Annotated in this window: 17 protein-coding genes; 1 reads left to right on the top strand and 16 read right to left on the bottom strand. The window is 62.9% G+C overall.

Translation table 11 applies throughout. From position 1 onward, the window contains the following. Positions 1-62 precede the first annotated feature (62 nt). The 15 genes from der to WDU96_RS06360 form a co-directional block, all read right to left on the bottom strand. Entirely contained in the window at positions 63-1,598 is a 1,536-nt protein-coding gene (der, locus tag WDU96_RS06430; protein WP_337337684.1) for a ribosome biogenesis GTPase Der, read from the bottom strand. Then, positions 1,588-2,289 carry a (d)CMP kinase gene (gene cmk / locus WDU96_RS06425; protein ID WP_337337683.1) on the bottom strand — a complete coding sequence of 234 codons (702 nt, stop codon included), beginning with the start codon at positions 2,287-2,289 and terminating at the stop codon, positions 1,588-1,590. Before cmk ends, der begins: the two co-directional genes overlap by 11 nt. After that, positions 2,282-3,409, bottom strand: coding sequence for a prephenate dehydrogenase (locus tag WDU96_RS06420; protein WP_337337682.1), 1,128 nt, complete (start codon positions 3,407-3,409; stop codon positions 2,282-2,284). Before WDU96_RS06420 ends, cmk begins: the two co-directional genes overlap by 8 nt. After that, a complete protein-coding gene (locus tag WDU96_RS06415; RefSeq protein ID WP_337337681.1) occupies positions 3,410-4,207 on the bottom strand; it encodes a pseudouridine synthase in 798 nt (265 codons plus the stop codon). Continuing rightward, positions 4,204-4,782 carry an SMC-Scp complex subunit ScpB gene (scpB, locus tag WDU96_RS06410; protein ID WP_337337680.1) on the bottom strand — a complete coding sequence of 193 codons (579 nt, stop codon included), beginning with the start codon at positions 4,780-4,782 and terminating at the stop codon, positions 4,204-4,206. Before scpB ends, WDU96_RS06415 begins: the two co-directional genes overlap by 4 nt. Beyond that, positions 4,772-5,608 carry a segregation and condensation protein A gene (locus WDU96_RS06405; RefSeq protein WP_337337679.1) on the bottom strand — a complete coding sequence of 279 codons (837 nt, stop codon included), beginning with the start codon at positions 5,606-5,608 and terminating at the stop codon, positions 4,772-4,774. The genes scpB and WDU96_RS06405 overlap by 11 nt, the downstream gene beginning before the upstream one ends. Next, positions 5,592-6,476 (bottom strand): ParA family protein, encoded by an 885-nt coding sequence (locus tag WDU96_RS06400; protein WP_337337678.1) that lies wholly within the window; start codon positions 6,474-6,476, stop codon positions 5,592-5,594. Before WDU96_RS06400 ends, WDU96_RS06405 begins: the two co-directional genes overlap by 17 nt. A gap of 123 nt (positions 6,477-6,599) precedes the next feature. Further along, complete coding sequence (gene xerD / locus WDU96_RS06395) at positions 6,600-7,538, bottom strand: site-specific tyrosine recombinase XerD (RefSeq protein WP_337337677.1); 939 nt, start codon at positions 7,536-7,538, stop codon at positions 6,600-6,602. Next, entirely contained in the window at positions 7,535-8,170 is a 636-nt protein-coding gene (locus WDU96_RS06390) for an NUDIX hydrolase (protein ID WP_337337676.1), read from the bottom strand. The genes xerD and WDU96_RS06390 overlap by 4 nt, the downstream gene beginning before the upstream one ends. Then, entirely contained in the window at positions 8,163-9,854 is a 1,692-nt protein-coding gene (locus tag WDU96_RS06385; protein ID WP_337337675.1) for a CTP synthase, read from the bottom strand. Before WDU96_RS06385 ends, WDU96_RS06390 begins: the two co-directional genes overlap by 8 nt. A 39-nt stretch (positions 9,855-9,893) precedes the next feature. Further along, on the bottom strand, positions 9,894-11,591 hold the full coding sequence (gene recN, locus WDU96_RS06380) for a DNA repair protein RecN (protein WP_337337674.1): 1,698 nt from the start codon (positions 11,589-11,591) through the stop codon (positions 9,894-9,896). Beyond that, positions 11,588-12,532, bottom strand: coding sequence for an NAD kinase (locus WDU96_RS06375; RefSeq protein ID WP_337337673.1), 945 nt, complete (start codon positions 12,530-12,532; stop codon positions 11,588-11,590). Before WDU96_RS06375 ends, recN begins: the two co-directional genes overlap by 4 nt. Further along, on the bottom strand, positions 12,529-13,329 hold the full coding sequence (locus WDU96_RS06370; RefSeq protein ID WP_337337672.1) for a TlyA family RNA methyltransferase: 801 nt from the start codon (positions 13,327-13,329) through the stop codon (positions 12,529-12,531). The genes WDU96_RS06375 and WDU96_RS06370 overlap by 4 nt, the downstream gene beginning before the upstream one ends. Further along, positions 13,326-13,493 carry a hypothetical protein gene (locus tag WDU96_RS06365; protein ID WP_337337671.1) on the bottom strand — a complete coding sequence of 56 codons (168 nt, stop codon included), beginning with the start codon at positions 13,491-13,493 and terminating at the stop codon, positions 13,326-13,328. Before WDU96_RS06365 ends, WDU96_RS06370 begins: the two co-directional genes overlap by 4 nt. 42 nt (positions 13,494-13,535) lie before the next feature. After that, positions 13,536-14,576 carry an HAD-IIA family hydrolase gene (locus WDU96_RS06360; protein WP_337337670.1) on the bottom strand — a complete coding sequence of 347 codons (1,041 nt, stop codon included), beginning with the start codon at positions 14,574-14,576 and terminating at the stop codon, positions 13,536-13,538. 276 nt (positions 14,577-14,852) lie between these two features. Between WDU96_RS06360 and WDU96_RS06355 the strand changes: the two genes are divergently transcribed. Beyond that, on the top strand, positions 14,853-15,965 hold the full coding sequence (locus tag WDU96_RS06355) for a hypothetical protein (RefSeq protein ID WP_337337669.1): 1,113 nt from the start codon (positions 14,853-14,855) through the stop codon (positions 15,963-15,965). 104 nt (positions 15,966-16,069) lie between these two features. Here WDU96_RS06355 and WDU96_RS06350 read toward each other — a convergent pair. Further along, a partial coding sequence (locus WDU96_RS06350) for a hypothetical protein (RefSeq protein ID WP_337337668.1) occupies positions 16,070-16,444 on the bottom strand: 375 nt, incomplete at its 5' end.

The raw sequence follows: 16,444 nt of genomic DNA, 5'->3' as shown, positions 1-16,444 counted from the left end.
GACGTGCGAAAGGTTCGGCCCGGCCAGCAAGATCGGTGACCGGGCCGATACGCAGAGCGTGGCTAGCGCTGACGCTTCTCGCGCACGCGCATGTTGATCACGATGGGCGTTCCTTCAAACGTGTAGACCTCGCGCAGGCGACGCGTGATGAAACGGCGATAACCGGGATCGAGGAAGCCCGTGGTGAAGAGCACGAATGTCGGCGGGCGGGTCGTCGCCTGCGTGCCGAACAGAATGCGCGGCTGCTTTCCACCACGAAGCGGGTGCGGGTGCTCGGCGACGAGCTCCGACAGGAACGCGTTGAACTTGCCTGTAGGAATGCGGCGATCCCACGATTCGAGCGCCGTTTCAAGAGCCGGCACCAGCTTCTCGAGGTGTCGACCCGTTCGTGCCGAGATGTTGACGCGCGGGGCCCATGCGACGTGGGCGAGGTCTTGCTCGATCTCTCGCTCGAGGTACCGGCGACGTTCGCTGTCTTCGAGCGCGGGGGTGTTGAGCAGGTCCCACTTGTTGAACGCGAGCACCAAGGCGCGGCCTGATTCGAGCACGAGGTCGATAATGCGAATGTCTTGCTCGCTGATCGGCTGGCTGACATCGAGCACGACAACGGCGACTTCTGCCTTCTCAAGCGCAGCGGACGTGCGCAGCGAAGCGTAGAAGTCAGCGCCCTGGGAAAGGTGGACCCGGCGGCGAATACCGGCGGTATCGACGAACCGCCAGAGTTTGCCGCCCACTTCGACGATCTCATCGACCGGGTCGCGAGTGGTGCCAGCAAGCTCGTTGACGACAACGCGTTCCTCGCCGGCTGCCTTGTTGAGCAGCGACGACTTGCCGACGTTCGGGCGACCAAGAATCGCGACCCGCCGAGGACCACCGATCTCGTGCTGGGCGACCGCGGAGATCTCGGGGAGCTTCTCCATGACTTTGTCGAGCAGATCCGCCACGCCACGACCGTGAATCGCTGACACCGGGTGCGGTTCGCCGAGCCCAAGCGCCCACAGGGCGGCGGCTTCAGGTTCGTGGCGGGCGTCATCGATCTTGTTCGCAACGAGGAAGACGGGCTTGCCACTCTTTCGAAGCAATCGCACGACGTGCTCGTCGGTAGAGGTGGCGCCGACCATTGCGTCGACGACGAACATCACGACATCGCACAGGTCGATGGCGATCTCGGCCTGAGCGGCCACCGACGCGTCGATGCCACGCGCATCAGGCTCCCAGCCGCCCGTGTCGACGATCGAGAACCGGCGATCCATCCACTCAGCCTTGTAGGTCACACGGTCGCGGGTGACACCCGGAGTATCTTCGACAACAGCCTCGCGGCGCCCCAGAATTCGGTTGACCAAAGCCGACTTGCCGACGTTGGGTCGACCCACGATGGCGACGACGGGAAGCGCCGGCAGGTATTCGATACCGTCTTCGCCACGAACAATGCCCTCGAGCAGTTCGGCGTCATCCTCTTCGAGGTCGTAGTCATCGAGGCCAACACGCAGGGCGGCAGAGCGCTTCTCTACGAGTTCGTCATCGAGGGCGGCAAGATTTTCAAGCAGTCGGTCAGGACCAGCTTCGAATTCTTCTTGTGAACGGTCGTCAGCGGCCATGAGGCGCTCCTGTCTGTGCGGCAGGCACAGTCGTGCGGATCACATCGAGGACGGCGTCCACGGTCTGATCGAAGTCAAGGTGGGTCGAGTCGACAACGTCGACTCCGGGGGCAGCAGTAAGAAAGTCAACGACCGCTGAATCAGAGGCGTCGCGTTTGTGCAGTGCGGCGGCAACAGCCGCAGCGTCTTGGGTTGTCACTTCAGCGCTACGACGTGAGGCACGCACCTCTGGAGCAGCGGTAAGCAAAATGCGCACCGGCGCGTCGGGGGCAACGACCGTCGTGATGTCACGCCCTTCAACGATGACGCCGGGACGACCCGAGTCTTCAGCGAGTCGGCGGAACATCTTATTGACGGTCTTGCGAACGACAGGCACCCGAGCGACGCCGCTGACGGCATCGGTCACGCGGGGCTCTCTGATGGCCTCGGTGACGTCGGTTTCGCCGACTCGCACCCAGTAGTCGTCGGGGTCGAGCGAGATCGCATAGTCGAAAGAACCCGCAAGGTCGATGACGGATGCTGAGTCTGAGGTGTCGGCGTCGTGCTCGAGCGCATGCCAGGCAAGGGCTCGGTACGCGGCGCCCGTGTCGAGGTAGCCAAACCCCAGTCGCCGGGCAACCTGCTTTGACACGCTGGATTTGCCGCTACCTGCGGGGCCATCGATGGCGACGATAATCGTCGATTCAGTCATTGGTGGTGCTCGCAATCTTCCAGCCTCGCTCTTCGAGGCCATCTACAGCACGCCGCACGGCTGAGGGCACGACGCTGATTTCGGCAAGGCCGAACTGCGCGCCTGGAGAATGCTCGAGGCGCAAATCTTCTACGTTCACATCTAGTTCGCCGAGCTCGCCGAACAGGCGGCCCAGCTGTCCGGCGGTGTCGTCGACCATCACGACGACCTGCTCGAAATGACCGGTTTGGCCGTGCTTGCCTGGCAACCGGCCGACGCCATCGTTGCCACGGCGAATCGTGTCGGCAACGGAGCGTCGAGCGCCGGGTGTTTCAGGCGCGCGCAGCGCATCGGCGACCGTGGTGAGATCGCTAGCCAGGGCATCCAGAACTTCGACGACAGGCGCGGCGTTCGCATCAAGAATCTGCACCCACAGCTCGGGGGCAGATGCTGCGATACGCGTCGTGTCGCGCACTCCTTGACCGGCAAGCCGCAACGACTCGTCGGCGGCGTTCACGAACTGCCCCGCGAGCAGACTGGCAACGAGTTGAGGCACGTGCGAGACAAGCGCGACCGAACGATCGTGGTCAGCGGGTGTCATCTCAATCGGGGTGGCACCCACATCGAGGGCGAGGGCTTCAACAATGGCGAGATCGGCGGGCGGAGTCTCTTCGTCACGGCACACCACCCAGGGTCGGCCGACAAAGATGTCTGCGCGCGCAGATATCGCGCCGCCGCGCTCACGGCCAGCCAGCGGGTGCGACCCGATGTAGTGGGTCAGATCAACGCCACGTTTGCGCAGTGCGTTGAGCGGCTCGAGCTTCACGCTCGCAACATCAGTGACCACGGCGTTCGGGTAGCGCCGAAGTTCGCGTTCGATGACGTCGGCGGTCACGTCGGGCGGCACAGCCACGACAATCAGCGTCGGGTCATCGTCGCCTGTCGCTTGGCGCCCGGCTCCGTAGTCAACAGCGAGACGCAGTTGTGACGGTGAAGCATCTTCAAGTGCGACATCGACGCCGAGGTTTCGCAGCGCATGACCAATACTTGATCCCAGCAGACCCGCACCAACGATACGCACGGTGCCCGAAACGCGCGCAGCGTTACGGGCGCGCACGGGCGTTGCCGTCGAATCGGTCACTTATGTCTCCTGGTCCCCCGACGGTTCATCCGTCGCACGGCGCGCGAGAGTAAGCAGAGCGCCCCGCTCTACTTTAGTCAACTCGCGGGCTCGTCCTGCTGGCAGTGTTCCCAGGTGGAGCGGACCGAACTGACGACGCACCAGATCAACGACCGGATGGCCGACGGCATCAAGCATCCGACGCACGATGCGGTTGCGCCCTGAGTGCAGCGTCAGCTCGACCAGAGAGCCCCCTCCTTCGGCAGAGCTCGAAAGCAAACGAGCCTTGTCGGCGGCGATATGCCCGTCGTCAAGATCGATCCCTCGCGTCAATGTCTGGATGGTCTGAGGAGTGACTTTGCCTTCGACTTTGGCGATATAGACCTTCGTGACGCCGAACGACGGGTGAGCGAGCACGTGAGCGAGGTCGCCGTCGTTTGTGAGCACGAGCAGACCGCTGGTTTCAGCATCCAATCGACCGACGTTGTAAAGCCGCTCGTCCCAGTCTTTGGTGTAGCGGCGAAGGTCAGGCCGCCCACGGTCATCGTTCATCGAGCTGACGACACCGGTGGGTTTGTTCAAGACGACGTAGCGCTTGGATTGGTCGAGCTGAATTGCGGTGCCATCAACGTCAACCAGATCGGATTCAGGGTCGATACGTGACCCCATCTCGGTGACGACCTCGCCGTTCACGCGCACGCGACCGTCGAGAATCATCTCTTCGGCGACACGGCGTGAGGCCACACCCGCGTTGGCGAGCACTTTTTGCAGGCGCACGCCCTCGGGTGCGCCGTCGGGTGGAGTGTCGGTAAAGCTCATCGGTGGATCTCCTCTGCGAAGCCATCGGCTCCGTCATCGAGCAAGGGGGAAATATGGGGCAGCTCGTCGAGCGAGTTGATGCCCAGGTTGACCAACAGCGCGTCGGTCGTGCCGTAGTTGATGGCGCCCGTCTCGCTGTCGGCAAAGAGTTCGGTGATCAGCCCGCGTGCCACCAGGGTACGCACGACCGAGTCGACGTTCACAGCGCGAATGGATGCCACTTGGCTGCGCGTCACCGGTTGTTTGTAGGCGATCACGGCCAGCGTCTCAAGAGCGGCCTGAGATAGGCGTGACGGTGCCTGCTGATTGACGAACTCGCTGACAAGGTCGTCGTAGTCTTCCCGGACGTATAGTCGCCAGCCGCCACCGACTTCCCGCAACTCGAAACCACGAACGGTACCCCCGTCAGCGCCGTCATAGTCCGCGACCAGGTCGTCGATGGCTTGCCGAACGGTAGGCACGGGTGCAGCGACTGCCGCGGCGAGGCTCACGAGCGACTGTGGCTCTTCGATTACCAGCAGAATTGCTTCAAGCCGGCGGGCGACTGCTGCTGGCGTCACATCGTCATCGGTCATAGTCGGCTCCTAGAGTCGCAAGATTTTCGTCTGACCAGCGCTGCGCACTCCACCGCAAGGTGAGCTCGCCGAGCGGTTCAAGCTGTTCGAAAGACAATGCCGCATGGCGGTAGAGCTCCAGCACAGAGATGAACCGTGCGACCACGATGCCTGGCTGGGTGACGCCAACGACGAGTTCGCGAAAGTTCAATGTTCCCGCCGCCTTGAGCAGCGTAACGACGATAGCGGCCTGCTCGCGGATGCTCACCAGCGGTGCGTGCAAATGGTCGAGACCGACGTGCGGAATCTCATGCGGCGTCATCGCGAGCATCGCGAGTGCACCGAAGTCTTCGGCGCTCAGCGTCCAGACCAGGTCGGGCACCGCCTTGCGGTACTTCTCATCGAGGCGCACAGCGCGAGTGTGTCGCTTCTCCTCGCGCTGAAGACAGCGAGCGAACCACGCTGACACTTCTTTGAACGCACGGTACTGCAGCAGACGCGCGAACAGCAGATCGCGTGCTTCAAGCAGCGCAACAGATTCAGCGTCAACGAGCTCGCCCTGCGGCAACAGGCCGACCACCTTCATGTCGAGCAGCGTCGCTGCGATCACAAGAAACTCGGAGGCCTCGTCGAGCTCTTCGTCGGGGCCGAGTTGCCTGAGATACGAGATGAACTCGTCGGTGACCTTCGAAAGTGAAACATCGGTGATGTCGAGTTCGTGCTTTGAGATGAGACTCAACAGCAGATCGAACGGCCCATCGAACACCCCGAGCGAAACTCGGAAGCCCGCAGCTTCGGCAGCTGCGAGAGCGTCGACCGAATCGGTTCCGTCAGGCGACGGCGCCACGCGAGACCAGCTCCCGCGCCAACCGCAGATAGGCCTGAGCGGCTGCGTGTTCGGGGGCGAATTCAGTGATGGGCATTCCCGACACCGACGCATCGGGGAACTTCACGGTGCGGCCGATAACCGTTTCGAGAACGTCGTCACCGAATGCATCGACCACGCGCTCAAGCACCTCGCGCGAGTGGAGAGTTCGAGCGTCATACATCGTCGCCAGCACCCCATCGAGCGTGATGGAAGGGTTGAGCCGGTCGCGCACCTTGTCGATGGTCTCGATGAGCATGGCGACGCCGCGCAGTGCGAAGAACTCGCACTCAAGCGGAATCAGCACTCCGTGGCTCGCGGTGAGCGCATTGACCGTGAGCAGTCCAAGCGACGGCTGGCAGTCGATGAGAATCACGTCATAGTCTGCGGTGATCTTGAGCAGAGCTCGCGAGAGCGTCTGTTCGCGGGCCACCTCGTTGACCAGGTGCACCTCGGCCGCCGACAGGTCGATGTTCGCCGGGATGATGTCGAGGTTCTCGACGCGCGTGGGCACGATGACCTCATGTGGATCACGCTTGGAATCGACGAGCAGGTCGTAGATGGTGGGAATCTCATGGGTTTGGATGCCGAGGCCTGCCGACAGCGCGCCCTGCGGATCGAAGTCAACCGCAAGCACCTTGCGGCCGTAGCTTGCCAACGATGCCGCGAGGTTGATGGTCGTGGTCGTCTTGCCGACCCCGCCCTTCTGGTTGCACAACGAGATGATGCGTGCGGGACCGTGAGAATCGAGCTTCGGAGGTGTCGCAAATCCGCGGTAGGGACGACCTGTCGGCCCCAGTGGGGTGTCGTCGGTCGGGGCTGTCTTGCTGCCCTGTTTGGTGCCCGCCACGGACTCTCCTGCCTTCACGTACGTTCGCTCGATTCTAGTCACCACAGACGGTTTGGCCAGCGCGGCTCAGCGGCGTTGGACTAAGTGGTCACCAGATTGGTGCGAATCCCCCGCGCACCGCGCTCAGCGAGCGCGCGGATGCGCTGTGGCGTACACGTCACGCAGCGCGTCTACACTCACGTGCGTGTAGATCTGCGTCGTCGCGACCGAGGCATGACCGAGCAGCTCTTGCACGACTCGCACGTCAGCGCCGCCCTGAAGCAGATGGGTCGCGAACGAGTGACGCAGCGTGTGCGGAGACACATGCGCCGTCAACTGCGCTCGCTCAGCTGCAGACTGAATCAGCAGCCATGTGCTCTGCCGAGAAAGGGGCGCACCTCGAGCGCCGAGAAACAGTTTGGGGGTGGCGCGGCCTCGCCGCGAGAGCTCGGGGCGCACCCGCGTGAGGTAGGCGTCGACAGCGGCCCGCGCATACGAGCCGATCGGAACGATGCGTTCCTTTGAGCCTTTGCCGCGTACGCGCAAAACATCACCGTGCGAGACATCATCAACGTCGAGTTGGATGATCTCTGACACGCGTGCGCCCGTGGCGTAGAGCATCTCAAGCAGCGCGCGATCTCGGATCGCCGTGAGTTCTACCGCGATGCCGCCTTCCCGCTCGTCGGCGAGCGGGGCCGGGCCAGCAGCATCCAACAGACTCTCCACCTGCTCGATTGTGAGAGCTTTCGGCAGCGTCTTGGGCAGCTTCGGCGGCTTCAACCGGTCAGAGGGGTCTGTCGGTTCGATGCCCTCGCGAGCGAGAAAGCGGTGCAGTCCTCGCACCGAAGACTGAAGTCGAGCCAGACTGGATGCTGCAATCGGGGGGTCGACCGAGGCACGCGTCGCGGCGAAGCGCGCCACAACTTCTGGGGTGACCGCACCCGAGTCGTCGATATCTTCGCTTGCCAACCAGTTGAGGTAAACCGCGAGGTCTCGGGCATATGCCGCGGCCGTATTCTCGGAAAGGCCGCGTTCAATCGAGATGTGCCGCAGGTATGCGTCCACCGCCCGATCAAGCTTCACGCCGTCGTCGCTCCCACCGGGCGCGAGCGGCGCTCCCAAGGGGAATCCGCCGCGCCGAGACTAGTCCATCCGCCTGCCCGCGAGACGTGTGCGGTCATTGCACCGACGACGAGCGACGGGTTCTGCACGCGACGAGCAAGAACTGCGGCAACAACGTCGTCGAGTGACACCCAGCGCACCTCGATATCTGCCTCTTCTTCGGTGCGCGCAAAGGTCTCGGCGGCAGGTCGCAAGTCACGAGCCAGGTAGATGCGAATCGACTCATCGCTGCCGCCCGGGGTGGTGTAGAACTCCGACAGCACATCCCAACGCTCGGCGACGAGGTCTGCTTCTTCGGCAAGCTCTCGCTTGGCGCTTTCGAGGGGCGGCTCGCCGTCGATATCAAGCAACCCCGCGGGGATCTCCCAATCTCTGGCGCGCACCGGATGGCGGTACTGCTTGATCAACAGCACGCGGTCGTGTTCATCCAGCGCGAGAATCGCGACGGCGCCCGTGTGGTCCATGTACTCGCGCACGATGGTGTCGTCGTTGTACGTGAACTCGTCACGCCGAATATTCCACACCCGGCCTTCGAAAACCGTCTCAGATCGAGTGACTTCGACCTCGACCTGATCGTCGCGAAGCTCAGCCATTGTCAACGTCAAACAGTTCGCTCGAGCGGTGACGCTCAAGGGCAGCGCCGATCAATCCGCGAAAGAGCGGATGCGGATCGGTCGGGCGCGAGCGCAGCTCGGGGTGTGCCTGGGTGGCGATGTAGTACGGGTGCACCTCGCGCGGAAGTTCCACGTACTCGACGAGATCCAGTTCAGGGTTCAGGCCCGAGAACACCATTCCCGCTTCTGCGATCTGATCACGGAAGCGGTTGTTGACCTCGTAGCGGTGGCGATGACGCTCTTGTGACCGGTTCGAGCCATACAACTCCGCCGCAAGCGAGCCGTCAGCCAGCGCCGCATCGTAGAGCCCAAGGCGCATGGTTCCGCCGAGGTCTCCCCCAGCGAGAATGTCGACTTGCTCGGCCATCGTCGCGATAACGGGGAATTGAGTGTCGGGATCAAACTCGCTTGACGAAGCGCCCTCGAGTCCGGCTTTGTTTCGTGCGTACTCGATGACCATGCACTGCAAGCCGAGGCAGATTCCGAGCGTCGGGATCCCTTGCTCGCGAGCGAACTTCAGCGCGCCGAGTTTTCCTTCGATGCCTCGAATGCCGAAGCCACCGGGAACGATGATGCCGTCGATGGCACCTAGCGCCTTGGCCGCCCCTTCGGGCGTCTCGCACGTGTCAGACGGAATCCACGTGATCGCGACCTTCGTCTCTTGCGCGAAACCCCCGGCTTTCAACGCTTCGGTGATCGAAAGATAGGCGTCTGGCAAGTCGATGTACTTGCCGACAAGGCCGATCGTGACGTCGTGCTTGGGGTTGTGCACGGCCTGAAGAACCTTCTGCCAGCGCGACCAGTCGACTTCGCGAGCCTTCACCAGCCCGAGCGAACGAACGATGTAGTCGTCGAGCCCCTGGTTGTTGAGCATGGTGGGGATGTCATAGATGCTCGGCACGTCGACGGCGTTGACCACGGCATCTTCATCGACGTCACACATGAGCGCAATCTTGCGCTTGTTCGACTCGGTGACAGGTCGGTCACTGCGAAGCACCAGCGCATCTGGCTGGATGCCGATGGAGCGAAGCATGGCGACAGAGTGCTGTGTGGGCTTGGTCTTCTGTTCGCCAGATGCGCCCATGTAGGGCACGAGCGAAACGTGAACGAAGAAGACGTTGCCGCGGCCGAGTTCGTGGCGAATCTGGCGCGCCGACTCGATGAAGGGCTGCGATTCGATGTCGCCGACCGTGCCGCCGATCTCGGTGATGATCACGTCGGGCTTCGGCGTCTCGCCGGCCTGCAGACGCATCCGGCGCTTGATCTCATCTGAGATGTGAGGAATGACCTGCACCGTGTCGCCGAGGTACTCGCCACGACGTTCCTTAGCGATCACCTGCGAGTAGATCTGACCGGTGGTGACGTTGGCGGCCTGGCTCAACTCGATGTCGAGGAATCGCTCGTAGTGCCCGATGTCGAGATCGGTTTCTGCACCGTCGTCGGTCACGAAGACCTCGCCGTGCTGGAACGGGTTCATTGTTCCCGGATCGACGTTGAGATATGGGTCGAGCTTCTGCATCACCACCCGCAGTCCGCGGGCTGTGAGCAGGTTGCCGAGGCTTGCTGCCGTCAGGCCTTTACCCAACGAAGAAACGACACCTCCGGTCACAAAGATGTGTTTGGTGGTGTCGTTCGTTGGTTCCGCTGCAGAAGAGTCCGTCACGGGCTTCTATCCTATCCCACGTCTTGGAGAGTTAGCTGATCAATTCCCGGCGGATGCGAGGGCGAGTAATTCGCGAGCATGTTCAAGAGCAGCATCCGAAGATGAAAGCCCCGAAAGCAGTCGCGCCATCTCAGCCTCGCGCTCGGTTCCCTCGAGTCGTCGCACGCTCGACGCCGTCACCGAGCCGTCGCTTTCTTTTACCACCGAGAGATGGTTGCCGGCGAACGCAGCGACCTGGGCGAGGTGGGTGACCGCGATGACTTGGGATGCTTCGGCCAGGCGCGCGAGCCGTCGGCCGACTTCAATCGCCGCGGCGCCGCCGATACCTGCGTCGACCTCGTCAAACACGAAAGTCGGAACCGGATCGACGCCCGCGATAACGACCTCGATGGCAAGCATCACACGGCTCAGTTCGCCCCCCGATGCGCCGCGGGACACCGGACGCGGATCGGCGCCAGGATGCGGGGCGAGCAGGATCGCGACATCGTCACGACCGGCGGCTGTCTCGGCGCCCGGCGTGACGTCGACTTCGACTCGCGCGTCGGGCATAGCGAGCGCGCGCAGCTCTTCAGTCACGGCATCACCGAGTCGGACAGCGGCGCTCTTGCGTGCTGCCGTAAGCGCGGTCGCCGCAGCGTCAAGGGTTGCCTCAGCCGCGGCTACTTCTGAGGTGAGGCGCGCAATTCGATCGTCGTCATCGTCAAGCTCGACAAGTCGGGCTGAGCCGGAGTCGAGCAGTTCGATCGCAGCATCGAGCGAACCGTGCTCGCGCATCAGGCCGCCCAGCAGCGCGCGGCGGTCTTCGAGTGCAGCGAGCTCGTGCGGGCCGGCTTCATCGAGATCGGCAAGGTACCCGGCGAGCCCCGCAGCAAGGTCGCTGGCGCGGTAGCCGATATCAGCGGCAAGGCCGGCAAACTCTTCAAGCGCCGGGTCGGTGGCACCGGCACGCTCCAGGGCCCGGCGAGCATCTGCGATGAGCGAGGTCACGTCGGGAAGATGAGGTTCACCCGACAGCGCGCCATGAGCGATCATCGCCGCTCCGCGAAGCTCTTCGACGTGCGCGAGACGCGCAGCGCGCTGAGTGAGCTCGGCATCTTCACCGGCGACAGGAGCAATCTGCTCGATTTCAGCGATCGCGGCTCGGAGCTTTTCGGCTTCGGATGCACGCGCGTCGTGCTCGGTGACTAACCGCTCGAGTTCACCTGCCAGCGCCCGGTAGCCCTCATACTCGGCGCGGTAGTCGCCCAAGGCCTGCGCCAAGGGGTCTGCGCCAAAGCGGTCGAGGGCATCGCGCTGCGCAACGGCAGAGCGCAGGCGAAGCTGATCGGACTGACCGTGCACCACCACCAACTCATCCGCAAGATCCGCCAGCACGCCCGCGGGGGCCGAACGACCTCCAACCGAGGCACGACTGCGCCCTTCGCGCGAAATCGATCGCCCGAGTAGCAGTTCGGCAGTGCCGTCGGGCAGGGGCTCGACATCACCACCCGCGTCGCGCACACGTTCGACTACCGCACCTTCGCCAGGAACCAGCCAGACGCCGTCGACTGTCGCCTGCGTCGCGCCCGAACGCACGGCGCCGAAATCTGCCCGCTGACCCATCAACAGACCGAGGCCCGTGACGACCATCGTCTTTCCGGCACCGGTTTCGCCGGTGATCGCGGTGAACCCTGGCCCGATCGGCAGAGTCGCTTCAGCGATCACCCCAAGGTCTCGAAGACGCATCTCCTCGATCACGGTACGTCACCGCTCGCGATCGTGGGACCACGCCAACCTGCCACCGGAAGCTGAAATTTCCGCACGAGTCGATCTGTGAACGCCGTGGGGTGCAGACGCGCAAGCCGAACCGGCCGCTCCGACCGACAAACGACCACGCGCGCTCCAGGAGGCAACTCGTGGGAACGACGACCATCGCACCAAAGGATTCCGACTCCTGCCGTTCGCTCGAGCACATCTATCGACACGGTGTGATCCGGTCCCACGACGAGCGGTTTGGCGAAAAGTGCATGCGCTGACAGCGGCACGACCGAGATCGCCTGCACGCTCGGCCAGATCACCGGCCCTCCGGCCGAGAAGTTGTATGCCGTCGAACCTGTAGGGGTAGACACGACAACACCGTCGCATCCGAAAGAAGAAAGCGGGCGACCATCGACGCCGATCACAACTTCGAGCATGCGCTCGCGGCTGGCTTTTTCGACCGTTGCTTCGTTGAGCGCCCAGGTCTCGTAGATCACTGCGTCAGCAGCATCCCGAACCTCGACGTGCAACGCCAGACGCTCTTCGACTTCATAGTCGAGGTCGATCACTCGCCCCACGGCGGCGTCCATATCATCGCGTTCGATCTCAGCGAGAAATCCGACGTGACCCATGTTGATCCCCAGCACCGGAGCGGTGCCCTCGCGCACGAGTTCAGCTGCCCGCAAGATCGTGCCGTCGCCGCCCAGCACGATCGCCAACTCTAGGTCTCTGACATCGACGTCGTCACCCAGCGTGGCAGTTGAGGCGAAGACTGCACGCTCGGCTGCGAGAGGACCAGCATCGCCCGGTGCGAGCACGGGCGTCGCGCCTGCCGCGCGAAGCGCACTGACCACTCGTTCGGCGGCATCGACGGTGTCGGCTCGTTGAGCGTGGGCGACAACCAGAATGTTGCGCTCCGAGTGCGATCCCGCGGTATTCATGCGCTCCCCGTCAGTTGGTTCACTGTCGCCAACCATTCTGTCGGATTGCTACCGCCTCCCGGCACAAGGTGGGCGACGTACTCAGAGTTTCCGTGGGTGCCCGCTATCGGCGATGCAACAATGCCCGACGTGCCAAGACCAGCGTCCCACGCGGACCACAGCACGCGTGCGACCGCGTCTGCCCGAAGCGTGGGGTTGGTTACGAGACCGCCTTTGACCGCCGTTCGCCCAACTTCAAACTGCGGTTTGACCAGCAGAACCACATCAGCCGCAGGCGCTGCCACCGCCACGATGGCGGGCAGCACCAGGCCGAGCGAGATGAACGAGAGATCGCCCGTTATCAGCGACGGCTGCTCGCCGATGCCGCTTGCCTGTGCCAGGTTCTCGCGGGTCATGTACCGCACGTTGTAGCCTTCGACGCTCACCACGGAACTATCTGCGGCGATCGAGGGAGCCAACTGCCCGTGACCGACATCGACCGCGATCACCCGGCTCGCGCCACGCTCGCGCAGTACCTGAGTAAAGCCACCAGTAGAGGCACCCATGTCGAGCGCAAGTCTGCCTGTCGCATCAATTCGAAAGGCGTCAAGGCCAGCAAGCAGCTTGTGCGCGGCACGGCTGACGTAGTGGTCGTTGCTGGCGACATCGATGGTGTCGTCGTCGTCGACGGTGACCGAAGCCTTGACGGCGATTCGCCCGTTCACGCTCACTCGTCCATCAGCGATGAGGGATGCTGCCTGCGTGCGCGAACGCGCAAGTCCCCTAGCCGAAAGCGCCGTATCGAGGCGCACCGTCACGGTGTGCCCGCGGACGCGGATGTCGTGGGGGCTGACTCGAGCTTGCGGGCGAGCGAATCGTGCAGTGAGTCGTAGGCAGCAGAACGAGACGGCAGGGGTTGCGCCTCGATCACCTCAAGGTCAGATAGCAAATCGCTCGAGACCGAATCGCGTGAGGTGTCCATGCTCCCCAGAATACGTGCGTGTGCGCGCAGCGGCGCTCAATGTCACGGCTTGTGGAATGAATCCGCATAGAGCTCTTCTGGAACGCGGAACCCAAAAATGGCGCGCCCAGTCGACCAGATTGCGGCGGTGCCCGCACGAACGAGATCGACGGGTCGTTCCCCCACCGAAAGAATGCGTACGTCGGCGCCATCAATCGCGACGCGCGCACCACCGACGGTCGCGACGCCGTCAGAGACGTCGACACTCGGGTAAGGCTCGTGGAGCTCTCGCAGATCGCCCAGAATGTAGGTCGGCTGAGAACCTTGTGGCGCAGCAAGCAGGTGCTTGGGCCGATCGATTCCTGTCAGCACCAACGCTGATGCGATGCCGGCGCGATTGGCGCCGAGGATGTCAGTGTCGAGACGATCACCGAGAAACAGTGGATGCTGCGCGCCGAAGCGTGTCACCGCCTCTTCGAAGATCGGCACCTCGGGTTTGCCAGCGACGGTCGCCAGACGACCAATCACGGTGTGCACGGCTGACACCAGCGTGCCGTTTCCGGGCGCGATCCCACGAGCCTGCGGGATCGTCCAATCCGTGTTGGTTGCGATCCAAGGAATGCCGCCCTCAGCTTCGGGCAGCTTCAGGGCGAATGCCGCCTCCGCCAGGTGCGCCCAGCCAACCTCGGGCGCAAAGCCCTGCACGACGGCAGCGGGCGCATCGTCCGCGCTGCGTGTGACGACGAACCCAGCCTTCTCAACTTCATTCACGAGGCCTTCGCCGCCAACTACGAGGATCACGGAGCCCGGAGGCACCAGCGAAGCGAGCAGGCGCATGGCCGCTTGCGGGCTTGTTACTACTTCATCTGCGGCCGTCTGCAAGCCCAGGTCGCTGAGATGCGCCGCTACCGAAATGTCGGTGCGCGAGGCATTGTTGGTGATGTAGGCGAGGGTGCGCCCATCGCGGGCCCGATTCAGGCTCTCTACCGCGTACGGCAACGCTCGCGCTCCCGCATAGACGACGCCATCGAGGTCCGCGAGAACGGTGTCGACCCCCTCAAGCGGGGTCGAGTTTCGGCTAGTACGTCGAGTGAAAAGTGCCATCGAGATTCTCTGTCTTTCGGGTGCGTATTTCCGCACGCTGTGCCGCCCAAGACGGAGGTGCTCCTCTACTCTTCCACAATGCCGGAACCCACTCCGCGTCGGCGGGATGCAACGAGAGCCCGTCTGTTCTAATTGACAATCATTCTCAGTTAGCCTACGTTTCCTGGTGTGCAACTGAGAATGATTCCTGTTATCGCTACCGTTTCCCTTCTACCCCTTCTTGCCGCGTGCTCGTCTACCCCAAGCACATCAGCAACGGCAACTCCGATCGACGAAATGCCGGTCACTGAGCAAGACCAGCTACAAACACGCATCGCGGTCACTACCGCCACCGGTGTCGAAGTCTTCGCGTTCGACGACGATGAACTAACTTTGCTCAGCACCTTCGACGTCGCTGAGGGTTCGCGCGCCGAGTCGGGAGCTGGCAGCCGCTACGTTTACCTTGTCGACTATGAAGGCGGCCAAACCACCCTGCTCGACACCGGAACCTACGCCGAGCCTCATGGCGATCACGACCACTACTACACCGTTGAGCCAACACTGGTCGAACAGACCATCGACGGCACCAGCCCTGTTCACGTGGTCGGAAATGATGACGGTCTCGTCGCAATCTTCGACGATGGCGAAGGCTCCATCACCACGCTGTCGGAAGCGACGATCTCCGAAGGCGGATTCGAGACGAATCTATTCGAAACCAATGCTCCCCATCACGGGGTTGCTGTGCCCCTCGAGGACCAACTGCTGATCACCGAAACGCCCGATGGCGGGCTGCCTGACACCGTGGTTCAGGTCGCGATAGACGGGTCCGAAGTCGCCCGCTACGACGAAGTCTGCCCCGGCCTTCATGGTGAGGCAACAACTGATGGCGTCGCGCTGTTCGGCTGCACGGACTTCGTCGCAGTCATCGATACCGACGAACACACGACCTCGACCGTCGCGTACCCAGACGGCGCCGGAGACAACCGAGTTGGCTCGTTCTACGCAGGTGAACCGATGATCGGCAACTGGGGTACCGATCAGCTGCTCGCTCTGAATCTCGAGAGCGGAACTACCTCGACCATTTCAGTCGGTGCAGACATCGGCGCGGTCGCACGACTCGGCAGTGATGTCGCAGTGCTCACCACAGATGGCGTGCTCAGCATGCTGACCGCAGATGGAGAAGTGATCTCGAGCACCGAAGTGATCGATCCGTTCGCTTTGCCCGAAGGCCACGCTATGGAGCTTCCCACTATCGCCGTGGCGGGCGACAACGTCATCATCGCGGACTTTCACGGCGAACATCTCGTGATCTTCGATGCGCACGACTCGAGTGTGCTTGCGACACAAGCACTCGATCAGGCACCTACCGGTGTTGTTGTTACAGGAGCAGCCGGCGCGCACGAGCACTAGGTCGTCGAGACCTGCTCTCGCAGAAAGCCCCGAGTGACATCTGATCTCCAGATGTCACTCGGGGCGTTTCAATTCCTTGGACAGCGCAGCAGAATTGGCGGCTGCTAGTCGCCGGATGATTCGGGGGCTTCGTCGATGCCTGCTTCGATCAGGATCTCGGCGACTTCGTCTTCCACTGAGACCTGCGTCGCATCCGGAGTGGAGACCGGGGCGATGTCAGACGCAGAATCGTCGTTCGCTAGAGGTCCGGTCAGCTCAACATCTTGCGCTTCTTGTGCGTGTGCCTCGCCGGCAGACTCGTGCGCCGTTTCACCTACCTCGTGGTCTGCGTGACCAGCAACCACTGCAACTTCTTCGTCCACCGCGACTTCGCTTGACGAGAGGTCATCCGAGCCGGCTGAACGTGCAGAGCGTTCTGTGCGCGCGGCTTGATCTGGTGCGACGTCAAGTTCATCTTCGTCGTCATCGATCGACATGAT

This window comes from Microbacterium marmarense, from assembly GCF_037204165.1.
Taxonomy (GTDB): domain Bacteria; phylum Actinomycetota; class Actinomycetes; order Actinomycetales; family Microbacteriaceae; genus Microbacterium; species Microbacterium marmarense.
The sequence above is the reverse complement of the archived record's forward strand: the minus strand, read 5'-3'. Positions and strand labels throughout refer to the sequence as shown.

Bases quoted from the DNA above. Each gene is read 5' to 3' on its own strand.
- scpB (WP_337337680.1), bottom strand. From the start codon at position 4,782: ATGACCGATGACGATGTGACGCCAGCAGCAGTCGCCCGCCGGCTTGAA.
- WDU96_RS06355 (WP_337337669.1), top strand. From the start codon at position 14,853: ATGCCGGTCACTGAGCAAGACCAGCTACAAACACGCATCGCGGTCACT.
- cmk (WP_337337683.1), bottom strand. From the start codon at position 2,289: ATGACTGAATCGACGATTATCGTCGCCATCGATGGCCCCGCAGGTAGC.
- WDU96_RS06360 (WP_337337670.1), bottom strand. From the start codon at position 14,576: ATGGCACTTTTCACTCGACGTACTAGCCGAAACTCGACCCCGCTTGAG.
- WDU96_RS06375 (WP_337337673.1), bottom strand. From the start codon at position 12,532: ATGAATACCGCGGGATCGCACTCGGAGCGCAACATTCTGGTTGTCGCC.
- WDU96_RS06365 (WP_337337671.1), bottom strand. From the start codon at position 13,493: ATGGACACCTCACGCGATTCGGTCTCGAGCGATTTGCTATCTGACCTT.
- WDU96_RS06415 (WP_337337681.1), bottom strand. From the start codon at position 4,207: ATGAGCTTTACCGACACTCCACCCGACGGCGCACCCGAGGGCGTGCGC.
- der (WP_337337684.1), bottom strand. From the start codon at position 1,598: ATGGCCGCTGACGACCGTTCACAAGAAGAATTCGAAGCTGGTCCTGAC.
- WDU96_RS06390 (WP_337337676.1), bottom strand. From the start codon at position 8,170: ATGGCTGAGCTTCGCGACGATCAGGTCGAGGTCGAAGTCACTCGATCT.